This window comes from Arthrobacter sp. YN, from assembly GCF_002224285.1.
Classification (GTDB): Bacteria; Actinomycetota; Actinomycetes; order Actinomycetales; family Micrococcaceae; genus Arthrobacter.
In genome coordinates this window covers 1,935,839-1,952,335 of sequence record NZ_CP022436.1, presented here as the reverse complement: position 1 = coordinate 1,952,335, position 16,497 = coordinate 1,935,839, and the positions used below count along the sequence as shown (strand labels likewise).

Annotated in this window: 14 protein-coding genes; 4 read left to right on the top strand and 10 right to left on the bottom strand. The window is 62.4% G+C overall.

Annotation, left to right across the window (positions count from 1 at the left end; genetic code table 11):
* Positions 1 to 6 precede the first annotated feature (6 nt).
* From CGK93_RS08805 to dinB, 7 genes are all read right to left on the bottom strand, one after another.
* Positions 7 to 1,644, bottom strand: coding sequence for a UDP-N-acetylmuramoyl-L-alanyl-D-glutamate--2,6-diaminopimelate ligase (locus CGK93_RS08805; protein WP_089594497.1), 1,638 nt, complete (start codon positions 1,642 to 1,644; stop codon positions 7 to 9).
* A gap of 102 nt (positions 1,645 to 1,746) precedes the next feature.
* Positions 1,747 to 3,543, bottom strand: a complete 1,797-nt coding sequence (locus CGK93_RS08800) for a peptidoglycan D,D-transpeptidase FtsI family protein (RefSeq protein ID WP_089594496.1) — start codon at positions 3,541 to 3,543, stop codon at positions 1,747 to 1,749.
* 42 nt (positions 3,544 to 3,585) lie between these two features.
* Positions 3,586 to 4,248 carry a hypothetical protein gene (locus CGK93_RS08795; RefSeq protein ID WP_089594495.1) on the bottom strand — a complete coding sequence of 221 codons (663 nt, stop codon included), beginning with the start codon at positions 4,246 to 4,248 and terminating at the stop codon, positions 3,586 to 3,588.
* Complete coding sequence (gene rsmH, locus CGK93_RS08790; RefSeq protein ID WP_198318395.1) at positions 4,245 to 5,243, bottom strand: 16S rRNA (cytosine(1402)-N(4))-methyltransferase RsmH; 999 nt, start codon at positions 5,241 to 5,243, stop codon at positions 4,245 to 4,247. Before rsmH ends, CGK93_RS08795 begins: the two co-directional genes overlap by 4 nt.
* Positions 5,244 to 5,410: 167 nt before the next feature.
* Complete coding sequence (gene mraZ / locus CGK93_RS08785; RefSeq protein WP_026542500.1) at positions 5,411 to 5,842, bottom strand: division/cell wall cluster transcriptional repressor MraZ; 432 nt, start codon at positions 5,840 to 5,842, stop codon at positions 5,411 to 5,413.
* Between the two features lie 438 nt (positions 5,843 to 6,280).
* Entirely contained in the window at positions 6,281 to 6,649 is a 369-nt protein-coding gene (locus tag CGK93_RS08780) for a DUF3040 domain-containing protein (RefSeq protein WP_089594493.1), read from the bottom strand.
* 239 nt (positions 6,650 to 6,888) lie between these two features.
* The gene (dinB, locus tag CGK93_RS08775) at positions 6,889 to 8,151 is read right to left on the bottom strand and encodes a DNA polymerase IV (RefSeq protein WP_089594492.1); all 1,263 of its coding nucleotides are present in this window, start codon (positions 8,149 to 8,151) and stop codon (positions 6,889 to 6,891) included.
* Between the two features lie 72 nt (positions 8,152 to 8,223).
* Here dinB and CGK93_RS08770 point away from each other — a divergent pair, with 72 nt between their 5' ends.
* Together CGK93_RS08770 and CGK93_RS08765 are read left to right on the top strand one after the other, a co-directional pair.
* A complete protein-coding gene (locus CGK93_RS08770; RefSeq protein WP_089594491.1) occupies positions 8,224 to 8,814 on the top strand; it encodes a hypothetical protein in 591 nt (196 codons plus the stop codon).
* Positions 8,811 to 9,905: a polyprenyl synthetase family protein gene (locus CGK93_RS08765; protein WP_089594490.1), complete on the top strand. Its 1,095-nt coding sequence runs from the start codon at positions 8,811 to 8,813 to the stop codon at positions 9,903 to 9,905. Before CGK93_RS08770 ends, CGK93_RS08765 begins: the two co-directional genes overlap by 4 nt.
* Positions 9,906 to 10,036: 131 nt before the next feature.
* On the opposite strand, the gene CGK93_RS08760 is transcribed toward CGK93_RS08765, so the two are convergent.
* The gene (locus CGK93_RS08760; RefSeq protein WP_089594489.1) at positions 10,037 to 10,390 is read right to left on the bottom strand and encodes an Rv2175c family DNA-binding protein; all 354 of its coding nucleotides are present in this window, start codon (positions 10,388 to 10,390) and stop codon (positions 10,037 to 10,039) included.
* A 255-nt stretch (positions 10,391 to 10,645) separates the two neighbouring features.
* Between CGK93_RS08760 and CGK93_RS08755 the strand changes: the two genes are divergently transcribed.
* Both CGK93_RS08755 and pknB read left to right on the top strand, forming a co-directional pair.
* On the top strand, positions 10,646 to 11,986 hold the full coding sequence (locus CGK93_RS08755) for a LysM peptidoglycan-binding domain-containing protein (RefSeq protein WP_089594488.1): 1,341 nt from the start codon (positions 10,646 to 10,648) through the stop codon (positions 11,984 to 11,986).
* Between the two features lie 87 nt (positions 11,987 to 12,073).
* Positions 12,074 to 14,137 (top strand): Stk1 family PASTA domain-containing Ser/Thr kinase, encoded by a 2,064-nt coding sequence (pknB, locus tag CGK93_RS08750; RefSeq protein ID WP_089594487.1) that lies wholly within the window; start codon positions 12,074 to 12,076, stop codon positions 14,135 to 14,137.
* Positions 14,138 to 14,214: 77 nt separating this feature from the next.
* Here pknB and CGK93_RS08745 read toward each other — a convergent pair whose 3' ends face one another.
* Positions 14,215 to 15,618: a class II 3-deoxy-7-phosphoheptulonate synthase gene (locus CGK93_RS08745; RefSeq protein ID WP_089594486.1), complete on the bottom strand. Its 1,404-nt coding sequence runs from the start codon at positions 15,616 to 15,618 to the stop codon at positions 14,215 to 14,217.
* A 66-nt stretch (positions 15,619 to 15,684) separates the two neighbouring features.
* Positions 15,685 to 16,476 carry a lysophospholipid acyltransferase family protein gene (locus CGK93_RS08740; RefSeq protein WP_089597318.1) on the bottom strand — a complete coding sequence of 264 codons (792 nt, stop codon included), beginning with the start codon at positions 16,474 to 16,476 and terminating at the stop codon, positions 15,685 to 15,687.
* Between the last annotated feature and the right edge of the window lie 21 nt (positions 16,477 to 16,497).

Here is a 16,497-nt window from a genome sequence, read left to right as displayed (position 1 = left end):
CTCGGTTTAGGACTCTATCCGCTGGTCCGTTGAAACGCTGAATCCCTTGGATGTCAAGGCGGCACGCAATTCCACCCTGTCGTCCAGGGCCAGGTTGACGCCTTTAACCTCTTGCCACACTTCATGGCCACGTCCGGCGATCAGGATGGTGTCGTTGACAGTGGCCATCTTCACGGCCAGCCGGATCGCCGCGTCCCTGGGGTAGGACTCAATGATCTCGCTGGACAAACCCTCTGTATCGCGGGCCGCGTGGGCGCCTTGCAGGACCTCGGCACGGATGGTTGCGGCATCTTCGTCATGGGGATCGTCATCGCTGACAATCACCACGTCAGCCAGGCGCGCGGCAATGGCGCCCATGGTGGGCCGCTTGCCTTGATCGCGCTGGCCGGTGGCACCGAAGACCACAATGACGCGGGACCCCTCCTGGGAGGAACGCACGGCCTCAAGGGCACGCGCCAGGGCGTCGGGGTTGTGGGCAAAATCAACAACGGCCGCCGGCTCAGTTGACACCAACTGCATTCGTCCGGGAACACCAACGGAAAAAGGGTCGTGGGCATCCAACGCAGCCTGCAGAGTCTGTACATCGACGCCGGACGCCAGGACCATGATGGCGGCCAGGGCTGCATTGGCCACATTGAAGTCCCCAGGCAGACCCGTATGGACGCGCAGGACGCGTCCATCGACATGACGCAGTTCGAATTCCGAGCCGAGCCCGCGGGCGGCGATCGCTGCTACCTGCCAATCAGCACCGGCAGCGGAGTCCTTGGCAGAGAGCGTCGTGACAGGGATATCTGCCAACTCCACGAGCTTCCGTCCCCACTCGTCGTCCACGGTCACAACGGCGTGCCGGGCCCTGCCTGCAGTGAAAAGATCTGCCTTGGTGCGGAAATACTCTTCCATGCTCCCGTGCAGGTCCAGGTGGTCCTGGGTGAGGTTGGTAAAGCCCGCGACGTCGAACATCACACCATCAACACGTCGGAAGGAGATCGCATGGGATGACACTTCCATGGACGCAGCCTCCAAGCCGCGTTCCCGCATCAACGCCAAGAGGGCATGGACGTCCGTGGACTCAGGCGTGGTCAGCAGGCTGGGGATGGGTTCGCCGCCCGCCACGATCTCGATGGTGCCAATGAGCCCCGGCTTCTTGCCCAGGGCCCGCAGCAGCGAGTTGATGAAGTAGGTGGTGGTCGTCTTGCCGTTGGTTCCGGTGACGCCGTAGAGCGTTGGATAACCACCCTCGGAGGGCTGGCTCCGGTAGATCAGAGCGGCCAAAGGACCCACTGCCGTGCGCGGCTGGTCAACGATCAGGACAGGTACGGGCTGTTCGCCGGCCAGCGCAAGCTGGCGTGCCCCGGCGTCGTCCGTCACCACCGCGACTGCACCGGCTTCCACTGCCTGGGGAACGAAGTCGGCACCATGGCGCGAAGCTCCCGGCAACGCCATATAGAGATCGCCGGGTTCCACGGCCCTGGAGTTGAGCGTAATACCCGTTACTCCTCCGTCATGGATTCCCACAGGGGCGGCAACGCCAAGGACCTCCGCGATGGTGGCCAAAGGCACCGCTGCCACAGACCCGGGGCGGAAGCCGGACCGGCCTGCATCCGGGGTCGTGACGTTGGTGGCTGCCTCATTGTGCTCTGACACGTAGTTCTCCGTTGGTGCTCGTGGAACGACCGGCTGGGGGCCAGCGGCGCCCGGGCCGTTAGTGGTGGATCGAATTTTGGCCGAAACAGACGCCCAAGAAGCTTACTTGACGAACTGGGGCAGGCGCGCGGGAGTTCCCGTGGACGGCGCCACGTTATACGTCCGCAGGACCTGCGCCATCACCGATCGGAACACCGGCCCGTTGGTGACGCCGTAGATGTTTCCCTTGGGGCGCTGCAGGACCACTTCGACGATGAAACGGGGGTCATCCATCGGTGCCATGCCCACCATCGAGGCAGTGTAGCCGTCGAAGCCGGGCAACCCGTCTTCACGGGGTGCCTGGGACGTTCCCGTCTTTGCACCAACCCGGTAGCCGTCGATGGCCGCGTCCTTGATCTGCCCCTCGGTCACGGCGCTCTCCAGAATGTCCCGGACCTGCTGCGCGGTCTCCTTGGACACCACCTGGCGCGAATCCTTGGCCGCAACCTTCTGTTCCTCCCCCTCGGGGGTGACGTAGCTGTCGATAAGCCTGGGCTGCAGCATCACGCCATCGTTGGCGATGCTCTGGAACGCCCGGACTGTCTGGAGGGTGGATTGGGAAACGCCTTGGCCGAACAGCACCGTGTATTGCTGCCGTTCGTCCCACTGCTCAGGCTTGGCGAGGATGCCCGTGGCCTCAGCCGGCAACCCGATGTCCGTTTGCTCCCCTATGCCGAACTTCTTCAGCCAGTCGTAGCGCTGTTCCTTGGTCAACCTGCTGCCGGCCATGACGGTTCCGGTGTTCATGGACCACCCCAGGATGCCTGCCAGGGTGCGTTCCTCCGTGCCGTGCTCAAAGGCGTCCGTAAACGTCTGTCCGTCGATGGTGTAGGCCGTTGGAATGGTGTAGTGATCCAAGGGGAAGGACTTGCCCTCCTCGATGACAGCCGCTGCGGTGATCATCTTTTGCACGGACCCAGGTTCATAGGCGGCCGTCACGGAGCGTACTCCCCGATCCTTGGCGTCCACTTTTCCTGGGTCATTGGGATCCGGGGCGTTGGTATCAGCCAAGGCCACCAGGTTGCCGGTCTTGGTGTCCATCACAATGATGGACCCCCACTCGGCGTTCATCTTGTCCACTTGGCTTTGGATGGCCTGCTGCGCGAAGTACTGGATATCGGTGTTGATGGTCAGCTTGACGTCGCTGCCATCCACGGCCGGAGTCAGTTCATCGGTGGCAACCGGAATCCTCAAGCCGTCAGCGCCGATCTCAAAGACGCGCTTACCCTCAACACCGCGAAGGATCTCGTCCTGGGTTTGCTCGATGCCTGCTTGTCCTGTGGCCCCGTCCTGGAGGAAACCCACCACGCCACCGGCAACACTGCCGTTGGGGTACACCCGCTTGCTGACGCCTTCAGGGACCACTCCGGGGATGTTCAGTTTGGAGATGCGGTCTTCAAGTTCCGGCTTGATGTCCTTGGCCACCACGAAGTACTTCTTGTCACCGGTCAGCGCCTCACGGATCTTCTCCACGTCGGACCCAAGGAGTGTAGCCAGCTCCGAGATGCCCTGGTCCCTGGAAACTGTCTCGATCTCGTCGGTCTTCTCGTTGTACCGCTTAAACGTGGCTGTGTTCGTATTCAGAACCTGATCGACCACCAGGTTGTAGCGGATGACGCTGCTGGCCAGGACGGTTCCGTTCGCATCCACGATCTGTCCGCGTTCTGCCGGCAGGACCTGGGGCGTGAGGCGTTTCGCCAGTGCGGCTTCGGCCATTCCTCCCATGTCCAGGCCCTGGACCATGAAGAGCTTCCCACCCACAACCAAAAGCAGGGTCAGCATGATGCCAAGACCAACGCGCAGCCTCTTTCTTGCCGCCGGCGTCTTCGCTTTTTTCGATGTGCCGGGGTTCTGAGCCACGTTGATTCCTTGCTGCTGGCCTAGCTTCAGTGGACTGATGGATTACTGCCCGGGTGCCTTCTGCTGGGGGGCCGGGACTGATCCCCCATTGAGTTCAACCGGAGGCTTGGCTGCCGGAGACGCCGGAGTTTCGGCAGGAGCCGCCGGAGTGGGCGGCGCCACCGGTGTTACCGGCTTGAGGTTCTCCAGAGGATCCTTGGTTGTCACCGAGGGAACCACGTCCAGCATGCCCGCCACGGCCGGAGGAGCAAGCTGGGCCAAGGGAGCATCTCCCTTAACTGCCGGCGTTGCCTTTCCGGTGACGGTCATCGTATTCAGGTCGATCTGTCCCTTGACGGTGGAAGGAACCATTCCCAATTCTGCAGCCTTTGCTGCCAGATTCTGGGGAGCTTCGAAATTCTGCTTCTTCTGTGTCAGGTCCTGGTTTTCCTTGTTCAGCGTGGCTGCCTCCGCCTTGAGCTGCACCAACTGGTACTGGGCAGTGGACACTGAAATGTTCAAGACAAGTACGGTCAGGAGGGCAGCCGCCATGGCCACGAAGCAGAGGACAACAAAAGGTGTCCGGCGTTTGCCCGGAGCGTTTCGCACCACGGAGAGCGGAGTGCGGGCCTTGCGTCCAGCGTCGGGCTTGCCGGCAGGAGCGGGCAGCGCACGGGCGGTGTTGCCCACCACGGAGGGCATTGTCTTCGCTGCGGCGTTGCTCATGCGTCTCTCCTCGGTTTGATGCGCTCTACTGCCCTCAACCGGGCGGACGCCGCGCGGGGGTTCTCAGCGATTTCTGCTGCCGTGGGCACTTCCGTGCCCTTGGTGATGGTCTTTAGTTCGGGTTTGTGTTCTTCAAGTTCCACGGGGAAACCAAGCGGGGCTGAGGATTTGGATCCGGCCTGGAAAACCGACTTCACGATCTTGTCCTCCAGCGAGTGATACGACATCACTACAATCCGGCCCCCCATGGCCGTAGCGGCCACGGCTGCAGGAACGGCCCGTTCCAGCACATCCAGTTCCTCGTTGACCTCAATCCGCAGCGCCTGAAACGTGCGTTTGGCGGGGTGTCCACCGCTCTTCGCGGCTGCGGCGGGGACTACACTGCGGATCTGTTCCACCAGTTCACCGGTGGTCGCGAAGGGCTTCCCGGCCCGGGCACTCACGATCCTGTTGGCGATCCGCCCGGCAAACTTCTCTTCGCCCCATTTACGGATGATGCGTACCAGCTCGTCTTCGCTGTAATTGTTGACTACATCGGCAGCCGTCTGGCCGCGGCTGGTGTCCATCCGCATGTCCAGAGGGGCGTCGTAGGAGTAAGCGAAGCCACGCTCGCGCTCATCCAGTTGCAGGGAAGACACGCCCAAATCCATGAGGATGCCATGGACCTTGGGGATGCCAAGGTCCGCCAAAACGTCTTCGATTTCGTCATAGACGGCGTGAACCAGGTCCGTCCGGTTCGAAAAGGGCTCCAGGCGTGCACCCGCCAGGGCAAGGGCTTCCTCGTCACGGTCGATGCCCACCAGGTGCAGGTCCGGAAAACGCTGCAACATCGCCTCGGAGTGACCACCCATACCCAGGGTCGCATCGATGGCAACGGGTGTCTCGCCGCGTTTGATTGCAGCTTCGAAGCCCGGGGCGAGCAGGTTGATGCAGCGGTCTTTGAGGACGGGCACGTGGCGCTCCGATGTGGGCTTTGCCGCGTCCTGCTCTTCCACGCTGCCTCCTCTTTCCTCAATCGCTTGCCTGCTGTTTCTTGAATCGGATCCCCATCCGCGCCTATCGTTCGGCCGGCCTGGCTCAGGGGAAGGTGAGCCAGGAAGACTGTTCGATGGGCGGCTGGAGATCCCATTCAAGAAGCGGTACTGCTGCTTCCTCCGACCGGCTAGATGAACCCGGGCAGATTGTCGTCATCCGTTTCCGAGAAGGCTGCTTCCTTCTCGTTGAGGTACTCATTCCAGGCTTCGGCATCCCAGATCTCCGCCCGGGTACCGGCGCCGATCACGGCCAGCTCCCTACCGAGGCCTGCATACGCCCGGAGCGCCGGCGGAATCGTCACGCGCCCCTGCTTGTCAGGTACTTCATCAGAGGCTCCGGACAGGAAAACGCGAATGTAGTCACGGGCCTGCTTGGAAGACAGTGGCGCCTCCCGCATCGATTCGTGAATACGTTCGAATTCTTTCTGGCTGAAGACGTAGATGCAGCGTTCCTGGCCCCTGGTGAGGACCAACCCCTCCGCAAGCTCCTCACGGAACTTGGCGGGAAGGATGATCCTGCCCTTTTCATCGAGACGCGGCGAGTGAGTGCCCAGAAACATCTGGCCCCACCGCCCCTCAGTTAAGGTGCCCGTTCATTCCCAACACTGCCACTACCCTCTTATGTGCTCCACTTTACTCCACAAAGCCCCACAGTCAACGCAGTAGGGGGCGTTTCTCCACCACCTTGAGTTTTAGGATGACCGAAACGGCGCGGATTTCAGGGCCGTGGCGGAAAGTGGAGGGCTGACGATCGCACCGGTTCGGCGCGTCGGTTCCCAGCAAGGAGCCAGGCATCCAATCCGGACATCTACGCAGCTTGAAGGTGGCCGGTGGTGGAAAGTGGAGACGGGGGTGGGTAGTGGAGGAGGCCGCCACGGCCCCTTAAACGCAAAAAGACCCGCAGTTTGCGGGTCTTTCGTAATCCCCTAAAGGAACGTCAGGGGCGCGCGTCAAGCAGGATGGCCGGCACTGCCGATGGTGGAAAGTGGAACAAACGCTCAGGAATCGTCGCGGCGCCGCTCGTCCCAGCGCTCTTCCAAGCTGCTCATGAAGGAACTCTTGGGTTTGCCCTTTGCGGGCTTGCCTTTGCCGGCTTTGCCAAAGGCTGCTCCGCGCAGCGTGGCGAAGTAAACGCCAGCACCCATGACGACGAAGCCGAGGACACCCACCGGTATCGCCTGCATCGACACTCCCACGAGCAGGAGGAGGATGCCGGCAATGGCGCCGAGCACGCCGATAATCACATGCCGGGTTGACCAACTGCGAATGGGATCCGAGCCCATGGTGCTGGCGAACTTCGGATCGTCCTCATGAAGTTGCTTTTCCAGTTGCTCAAGCAGCTTCTGTTCGTGCTCCGAGAGGGGCATCGCGACCTCCTTTAGTCAGCCAGCGTCTGGACATAACGCTTTCTGTGCGTCTGTTTCCAAAACGATCGGACCAAGAAAATCGTTCCCAAAATTCCCTCGTGGTTCAGCGGGCATCTCAGGGCCGACTGTTCAGGAAACAGTTTGTCCAGACGATCTAAATCTCTGTAATAAATAGGATAGTTTGTCCGACGCCGTTCTGAAAGACGCCTGGAGCCCAGGGGGACCAAGCTCACAGCCGATCACGGGCTTGTGGGAGGTTTTCCCGGTTCCAGGAGCCTTGCAGGGAGCAGGGTCTTGGAACCGAAACGTTCTGAAACGCGGTCCAATGCCTGCTCCGCTGCCCTCCAGTTATCATCCCGGCGATCCAGGCTCAGCTGCAGGGACGTCTGTCCGGCAGGCTCCAGATGCTCGGCCCGAACCCCTACGAGTCGGACACTCATGGACCGCGGCCCCAGGGACTCCAGCAGTTGCACAGCCACTTGGTAGATCATCTGCGCACTGTCCACCGGGGCGTGGACGGTCCGGCTCCGCGTGACCGTTGAAAAGTCCGAGTACCTCAGCTTCAAGGCGACGGTCCTGGCCAGCATGCCTGAACTCCGCAGTCTGCCCGCCGTCCGGTGCGAGAGGCGAAGCAGTTCCCGGTGCAACAGGTCATCGTCGCCGGTGTCGTTGGAGAACGTCTCCTCGGCTCCGATGCTCTTCTCCAGCCTGGTGGGGGTCACCGGTCGCGGATCGACCCCCATGGACAGGCGGTGGACGTGTTCGCCGCTGGCACCCAGGACCTTCTTCAAGGAGGCCAAGGGAGTAGCTGCCACATCTGCCACGGTCCGGATGCCAAGCCGGGCAAGCACTTCTCCAGTCTTTCCACCCACACCCCACAATGCGTTGACAGGGAGGCTGTGGAGGTACGCCAGGGTGTCCTCGGCGTCGATCTGCAGTATTCCGTCGGGCTTGCACCGCGTGGACGCGATCTTGGCCACGAACTTGGTGCTTGCAATTCCCACAGAGGCCGTAATGCCCAGTTCCGACTGGACCCGCCGCCGGATGAGGTGGCCGATATCCAAGGGCGGACCGAGCCGGCGAATCGCACCGCCAACATCCAGGAACGCTTCGTCGACGCTGAGGGGTTCCACCAGATCCGTGATGGAGGCAAAGATCTCCATGATCTGGCCGGATACTTCGTAATACACCGTGTGTCGCGGATTGATGATCACTGCAGAGGGACAGCGTCGCATCGCCATGGACATCGGCATCGCGGACTTCACTCCGGTTGCCCGGGCCTCGTAGGAAGCAGAGAGCACCACTGACCGTTCGGCGGGAAATCCGACAATGACGGGTTTTCCCCGAAGATCGGGGCGGCTGCGGAGTTCCACGGAAACGAAGAACGCATCCATATCAACGTGAAGTATGCTGGTTCGCCTCAGTTCCCGCAGGGCATCTCCAGCGCCGCGGGAGGGTTCCTGACCGGCTCCCGGGCCGTTTCCGAATGCTTCCTGCCTCACATCGGCAATACTATGCCCGGCCACTGACTAAACTGGAGGCACAGTCTGGCTCAGCCCACGGAAGGATACCCTGTGAAGCTCTTTGGAACTCCTCGATCGCGAGGGTTTGCCCTGCTCGCAGCAAGTGTCGCCGTAGCGGCCTCGGCATGTACTCCGCCGTCAGGAGGCTCAGCCGCCCCCTCCCCCACAGATTCTTCATCGCAGTCCACACCATCTACGCCAGCCGCTTCCGGTTCAGGGTCCGGTTCCGCCTCAGCATCCGCGTCGGCACCTGAGACTGCGACGGCCACGGAGTCGGCTGCCCCGGCGCCCGGCGCAACGGCAACGGTGAACGCCCTTGTTCCCGGCTTCCCTGAGCAGTTGATCCCCGTTATGCCCAAGACGTCTGTCCGTTCCAGCAGCTTTGACAAGAGCACCTCGCTGGCAACCGTTGCCTTGGTCGGTACCGTCAAGGCCCCGCCTGAGGGCGTGGTGGACTACTACAAGACTTCCTTGGAGGCACAGGGCTTCAAGCTTGTCCCTGGCCCTGAGGCCGTGGGCAACGTCACCTCACTGGACTTCATCAGGGGCGATGGCGAGACCGTGAACGTATCAATACGGCAGAAGGAAGGCGTGTCCACGTTCACCATTGGCGCCAATGTGGCGTCGGGATCCATCAAGTGACGGCACTTTCCCAGGTGACATCCGAACAGACGGAGTTCATCAGCGGGGTTGCGGGCAAACTGAAAGACTTCCTGTCACAGCAACAGGACCTCATGGCTACGGTGTCCCCGGACGTCGAACCGCTGATCGGCTCAATTTCCAACCTCGTCACGGGTGGCAAACGCCTCCGTGCACTGATGTGCTACTGGGGCTGGAGGGGCGCAGGCGGTCAATCCGGAGACGCTGACATCGTTACTGCCGGGTGCGCGCTGGAATTGTTCCAGGCAGCGGCGCTCATCCACGACGACATCATTGACCGATCCGACACCCGCCGCGGTGGACCCAGCGTGCACAAACGCTTCAGCCAACTCCATGGGATGAATGGCTGGGCTCTGGACAGCGGGCGCTTTGGGGATGCCGCTGCCATTCTGACGGGAGACCTCTGCTTGTCCTTCAGCGAGGAGTCCTTTACCGAAATTGGCGTCCGGGCCGCGGCGGGAACCCCCGCGCGGCGCATTTTCAATGTCATGAGGGCCGAGGTCATGGCGGGCCAGTACCTCGACATTCTTGAAGAAGTGGCCGGCCCTGTTCGCGACCGGGCGGGCTCGGTGGATCGCGCACAATCGATCATCCGGTACAAATCAGCAAAGTACTCCACGGAACATCCGCTGGCATTGGGCGGAGCGCTTGCCGGCGCCCCTGCGGGGCTGCTGATGAACTACTCGGAGTTTTCCTTGCCGCTCGGCGAGGCATTCCAAATGCGGGACGACGTCCTTGGAGTCTTTGGCGATCCCGAAACCACCGGCAAACCGGCAGGCGATGATTTGTTGGAAGGCAAGCGCACTGTACTTGTTGGATTTGCCTTGAACCAGGCAACCGCCGACGAAGCGGAATACCTTGATCGAATGCTGGGTAATCCGGACCTTGGCGAAGACGACGTAGCTCGTATCCGCCGCATCATGGTGCACTGCGGTGCTTTGGATGCCACGGAGTCGCGGATTGCCGAGCTGAGCAACCAGGCTTTTGAAGCCTTGGAACGCCTGCCACTCAGTGACGTGCCGCTCACGGCATTGAGGCAGTTGGCCGAGGCCGCCGTCAGCCGCGCAGCATAGGGCGCAGCATCATCAGGGCGGTTCAGCCGGTGGGGACCGGCTCCGGGAGGACATGACGCGACGACGGCGGTGAAACCCGCCGTCGTCGTCGTTTTAATTGGGTTCCAGGCTTTTCAGCCGGGAAGGCACCTCTACCAGGCGAGAGACTGGGCGCGACGCCTGATTTCAGTTTTCCGCCCCTCGCGCAGGGCATCGATGGGACGGCCCCGCAGTGATTCATCCGGGGTAAAGAGCCAGATGATCAACTCTGCGTCGTTGTAACCGGCGTCGCTGAGAACCGCGATGGTTCCCTTCAAGCTGTCTACAACATGCCCATCCTGAAGAAACAAGGCCGGGACGGAGCGGATATTCCGCTCTCCCCGCCTGATGGCTACCAGCGCACGCTCATCCAAAAGTCCGTGGACTTTGGTGATGGAAACTTCCAGCAGCTCGGCGACATCCGGCAGCGGGAGCCAGTCGGAAACAAGGCTTTCTACATTACTCACGGAACAAGGTTGCCACGCCGCACTGCCCGGCGCCTAGCCGGGGTTCGACGGCGGCACCCGGCTCCCGCCTTTAAGTCGCCATTTCATTGGCAATAATTCGGTATCCATAATCCCGTACGACAGGAATTGTTGTGTCGATTGAATAAGTGTGAGAGATTCACACTGATCACACTTGCACCATTGATAACATCAGTAACATTGGCAACACTGACAACAGCGCCACCCAACACCCCGCTGTTGAGATGAGGACACTTCATGACGACGCCCCGCTCGCCGAAACGAACCATGAGCCTGCCGGTCATTGCGGCAACCACGGCTGCGCTTCCCGCCGTGGTCTTGTCCTCCCTTGCCCTGGCCCAGCCGTCCATGGCTTCCCCGGCACCCCAGCCCCGCAAAGTCCCTGCCACGCTTGCTGCAGCAATGAAGGCGCAAGCCGTCAATGCCGGCACCGTCATCCCCGCACAGGCTGTCGCGGCCACGCTGCCCACAGCCCTGCGCCCCATGGCCCCTTCGGTTCCGGATACGTACACGATCGTTCGTGGCGACACCATCAGCGCGATCGCACGCCGCTTCAACCTGGACACCAATGCGGTCCTCCAGCTGAACAAGCTCTCGGCCACCACGCTGATCTACCCGGGCCAGACCATCAAGCTCACGGGGACGGCCACGGCCACGCCCGCCCAGCCCTCCGCGCCGGTGGCCCCGAGCGCCCCCAGCAACGCCAGTATTTACACAGTGGTCTCCGGTGACACCCTGGGCGCGATTGCCGCCAAGCACGGAGTGCCGCTGTCCAGCATTTTCAGCTGGAACAACCTCAATGGAAGCTCCATCATCTATCCGGGTCAGAAGATCAAGGTCAGCGGCGGCTCTGCGCCCTCCACGCCCGCTGCTCCCGCGCCGGCCCCCGCGCCCGCGCCTGCCCCCTTGGCCAGCACAGGTTCCTACACCATCAAGGCCGGCGATACCCTCAGCTCCATCGCCTCGCGCCACGGGGTTTCCCTCAGCGCGCTGATGGCCGCCAACAAGGTGTCTGCAACCACGGTCATCTACCCTGGCCAGAAGCTCAGCATCCCCGGCCCCGGACTTCAGCCGGCCGGCGAGACCAAGCCGCTGGTTCCCAGCACCTTCCTGGGCTTCACCTACCCGGCGGCCGTCGTGAGTTCGGCCAACGAGAACAAGGCTCTCCTCAACGCTTCCCCGGTGCCCAGCCGCGCCGAAATGAAGAGCATCGTGGCAGATACGGCCAGGCGCATGGGCGTCAGCCCCTCCCTGGCGCTTGCTTTCGCAGAACAGGAATCCGGCTTTGACCAGCGGGCTGTATCGCCTGCCAACGCCATCGGCACCATGCAGGTCATTCCGTCGTCCGGCCAGTGGGCCTCGGACCTGGTGGGCCGCAAGCTGAACCTTTTGGACCCCTACGACAACGCCACGGCAGGTGTCGCCATCATCCGCGCACTGATCGCCACCAGCAAAGATCTGGACACCGCGATTGCCGGTTACTACCAGGGCCAGTACTCGGTCAGCAAGTACGGCATGTACGACGACACCAAGCGTTACGTCGAATCGATCAAGGCCCGCCAGCGCACGTTCGGCTAGGCTTCAGCAGCACCTCGGAAGGGGCCCGGATCCCATTGGCCAGCCCAATGTGGATTCGGGCCCCTTCCCTGCCTCGTTTAGGATCGTATGGTGCAAGAACCAACGCAGGACCACCTCATTGGGACCATGGTGGACGGCCGGTACCTGGTCCGTTCCCGCCTCGCCAAGGGCGGAATGTCCACCGTCTACCTGGCCACGGACCAGCGCCTTGAGCGCGACGTGGCCCTCAAAGTCCTGCACCCACACCTGGCAAACGATCCCACCTTCCTGCAGCGGCTGAGCCGCGAAGCAAAAGCCGCCGCCAGCCTTTCCCACCCCCATATTGTGGGCGTACTGGACCAAGGCGAAGACGGACACATCGCCTATCTGGTGATGGAATTCGTCAAGGGCCACACCCTCCGCGACGTCCTCACCGAGCAAGGCGCCCTGGCACCGAGGCTTGCCCTGGCACTGATCGATCCTGTCATCGAAGGACTGGCCGCTGCCCATAACTCCGGCTTGATCCACCGGGACATCAAACCTGAGAACGTCCTGATCGCCGACGACGGCCGGATCAAAGTAGGCGATTTTGGCCTGGCCCGGGCGGTCTCGGCCAACACCAGCACCGGCGCCCTGATCGGCACCGTGGCTTACCTTGCTCCCGAACTGGTTCTCGGGCAACCCGCGGATGCCCGCAGCGATATCTACTCGGCGGGCATCATGCTCTACGAAATGCTGACCGGCAAGCAGCCCTACGCCGGCGACTCCCCCATCCAGGTGGCCTACCAGCACGTCAACGCTGTAGTGGGACGCCCCTCGGACATTGTTCCCGGACTGGCGGAAGACCTTGACGAACTTGTTCAGTGGTGCACGGCCACAGATGCAGAGAACAGGCCTGTGGACGGCACTGCCCTCCTGGCCGAACTCCGCCACATCCGAACCACGCTGACCGACCAACAGTTGGACCACCGGCAAGGCCCGGGACCCAACCCCTACCCCGCGGCGTCCGCAGCCACCGCGCCCGGTGGCGGCGCCGGCAGTCCTACGGAAGCGCTGGCAACCACGGCGTCACCCACAGAGTTCATCAGCCACCAGAGCAACCCGACCACCATCATGGCCGCCGGTGGTTCGGCTCTTCAGCACTCCAGGGCTGCGGCAGGCGGGGATACTGACCAGGACCTTCGCCAACCGGGTAAGCGCGAGTTGAAGAGGCTCGAGAGGCAACAGACCAAAGACCGCGCACGCGCTGCTGCGACCCCTGTCCGCCCCCTCAGGGAAGGCAATCCCCGCCGCCGTGGCGTGATCTGGACCGTCGTGATCATCATCCTGGCGATGCTCGCGGCCGCAGCCGGGTGGTTCTTCGGCATGGGGCCGGGCTCACCCGGGACCGTGCCCGACGTCAAAAACAAGACTGTTGCCGAGGCACAGCAACTCCTCCGTACTGCCGGCTTCCAATCGGAGCCACGCGATGTTTTCGACGACGACATCCTGGCCGGACTCGCGGTCGGAACTGAGCCCGAATCCGGCGCCGAAGTACGGAAGTTCCAGTCCATCACCCTTTTCGTCTCCAAGGGGGCCCAACTCTTCCCCTTGCCCGAATTGACCGGCGGAACCCTGGACGAGGCCAAGACGGCACTCAATGCCGCGGAAATGGCCTTGGGGAACGTCACCGAAGCCTTTGACGAGAAAGTACCTGCCGGCGTCGTGATTGCCCAGGACCCGGCCAAGGGCACTGAAGTACGGCACGGTACGCCTGTGGCCCTGGAAGTTTCCAAGGGTCCGCAGCCGATTCCCGTGCCGGACGTCCGCGGCAAGGCACAGGATGCCGCAGTCAAGGCCCTCCAGGACGCCGGGCTCAAAGCAGTGATCGCTCCGGAGACCGTCAATGACAAATCGGTCCCCAAGGGCGCGGTGGTCTCCCAGACCCCGGCCAACGGCACCCTCATCCGAGGCGAGTCCGTGACGCTGACCGTGTCCAAGGGGCCCAAAATGGTGAGGGTCCCCAGCTTCATTGGCAAACAGGCAGATGAGGCTGAGAAAGAGTTGAAGAAGCTGGGCTTCAAGGTGGAGATCAACAAGATCCTCGGCGGATTCTTCGGTACCGTCCGTGACCAAAGCCCCGTCAATACCGAAGTGCCGGAAGATTCCGTCATTACGCTGACTGTCGTCTAGCAGCCCGCACTCGTCACCTGCACACACAAAAAGGCGCGGTCCGGAAACATCCGGACCGCGCCTTCTTCATGCTTTCCCTACTGCTTGGAGAGGGCTCCTGCCACCAGGAAGGCCATCTCGAGGGACTGCATGTGGTTGAGTCGGGGATCGCACACTGACTCGTAACGGTCCAGGAAAGCGTCCTGATCGATGGGATCAGCACCGCCCAGGCACTCAGCGACGTCGTCACCGGTCATTTCGACGTGAAGGCCGCCAGGGACGGTACCCAACGAGTGGTGGACCTCGAAGAAGCCACGGACCTCATCAATGACGTCGTCGAAGTTGCGGGTCTTGTAGCCGTTCGGTGACGTGACAGTGTTGCCGTGCATGGGATCAGTCACCCACAGCACCTGTGCGCCCGAGGCAGTGACGCGCTCGACGACGGCAGGCAGCTTTTCGCGGATGTTCGTCGCGCCCATGCGCGTGATGAACGTCAGTCGGCCCGGTTCCCGGTTGGGGTCCAGTTTGTCGATCAGGCGCAAAGCATCGTCGCCGCTGGTGGTGGGCCCGAGCTTGACGCCGATCGGGTTCCGCACACGGGACAGGAAGTCGACATGTGCATGGTCCAGTTCACGGGTCCGCTCGCCGATCCACAGGAAGTGTGAGGAGGTGTCGTAGGGCAGGCCGGTGCGTGAATCGATGCGGGTCAGGGCACGCTCGTAGTCGAGCAGCAACGCTTCGTGGCTGGCAAAGAACTCGACCCGCTTCAGAGCCTCAAAGTCGGCACCGCAGGAGTCCATGAAGCTGATGGCGCGGTCAATATCGCGTGCCAGCGACTCGTAACGGGCGTGCGCCGGGTTTTCCGTGAAGCCCTTGTTCCACTGGTGAACGAGTCGCAGGTCCGCGAAGCCACCCTGGGTGAACGCACGGATGAGGTTCAGGGTGGAAGCAGAGGTATGGTAGGCCTTCAGCATGCGGCCGGCGTCATGGGCGCGGGACTCCGGGGTGAAGTCGTAGCCATTGACGATGTCGCCGCGGTAGGCGGGAAGCGTCACGCCGTCGCGGGTCTCGTCGTTGGACGAGCGCGGCTTGGCAAACTGGCCGGCCATGCGGCCCATCTTGATGACGGGCATGGCAGCACCGTAGGTGAGCACCACTGCCATCTGCAGGATGGTTTTCACGCGGGCGCTGATCTTATCCGCGGTGGCGGCCTCAAACGTCTCAGCGCAATCGCCGCCCTGCAGGAGGAAAGCCTTGCCCTGTGCCGCAGCAGCCAGTCGCTCCCGGAGAACGTCCACTTCCCCGGCGAAAACCAGAGGCGGCACCACGGAAAGTTCCTTGACGGAAGCCTCGAAAACGCCGGCGTCGGACCAAGTGGGCTGCTGGGAGATCGGCAGGTCCCGCCAGGCGTCGAGCCCGGGATAGTTCGCTGCCCCGCTTTGGGCGGTGCTGGCGAGGGGATCTGCTGTGGAGGATGCGGTGTTCGCGGTTAGCTCAGTCACCCTTCAAGAGTAGTAGCCTCCGGCCAGGTTGCGGGACAGTGGGCGTAACCGATGCGGCCGCCCGCGTCACAGTTTCCGCGACGACCCGTCCCCGCCGGTCCCGGGTTCATCCCTGTCCTCCGCAATGTCTTCGGTGGCCTCCTCTGTCACCTCGAGCTGGTGGACAGGCTCCGGGCCCTTGCCGGCCAACTGGGCTTTGACCACGGCGGCATACTCATCGACGTATTCCTGGCCGGAGAGGCGCATCAAGGCGTACATGATTTCGTCCGTCACTGCCCGTTGGATCAGGCGATCGTCCTCCATGCCGTAGTAGCGGCTGAAGTCCAGGGGTTGTCCAAAGATGATGCCAACCCGGCGGATACTGGGAAGCCGTTTACCGATGGGCTGGACTTTCTCCGTCCCGATCATGGCGACCGGCACCACGGGGACCCGCGTTTGAAGGGCGAGCCGCGCTACACCCACCTTGCCGCGGTAGAGCCGGGCGTCAGGGCTGCGGGTGCCTTCCGGATAAATTCCCAGCAGGCCGCCGGAGGCGAGGACATCCTTGCCTGCCTGCAACGACATCTCGGACGCTGCTCCTCCGGAACGGTCCATGGGAAGTTGGTTGCTCAGCCTGAAGAACAGTGCCGTGAGCCGCCCCTTGAAGCCTTTGCCGGTGAAGTACTCGGACTTGGCCAGGAAGATCACCGGCCGGTGCACCATCAGGGGCAGGAAGATGGAGTCCGAAAAGGACAGGTGGTTCGACGCCAGGATTGCGGCGCCGCTTTCAGGGACGTTGTCCAGGCCCTTGACCCATGGCCTGAACAGGAGTTTGAGGATGGGACCCAGGAAGATCCTTTTCATGACCCAATAGAACACGGTTGTCCTCTCACGGCCGAC

Excerpts from the sequence above, each read along its gene's own strand:
- CGK93_RS08795 (WP_089594495.1), bottom strand. The coding sequence starts at position 4,248 with ATGAGCAACGCCGCAGCGAAGACAATGCCCTCCGTGGTGGGCAACACC.
- mraZ (WP_026542500.1), bottom strand. The coding sequence starts at position 5,842 with ATGTTTCTGGGCACTCACTCGCCGCGTCTCGATGAAAAGGGCAGGATC.
- CGK93_RS08780 (WP_089594493.1), bottom strand. The coding sequence starts at position 6,649 with ATGCCCCTCTCGGAGCACGAACAGAAGCTGCTTGAGCAACTGGAAAAG.
- CGK93_RS08755 (WP_089594488.1), top strand. The coding sequence starts at position 10,646 with ATGACGACGCCCCGCTCGCCGAAACGAACCATGAGCCTGCCGGTCATT.
- pknB (WP_089594487.1), top strand. The coding sequence starts at position 12,074 with ATGGTGCAAGAACCAACGCAGGACCACCTCATTGGGACCATGGTGGAC.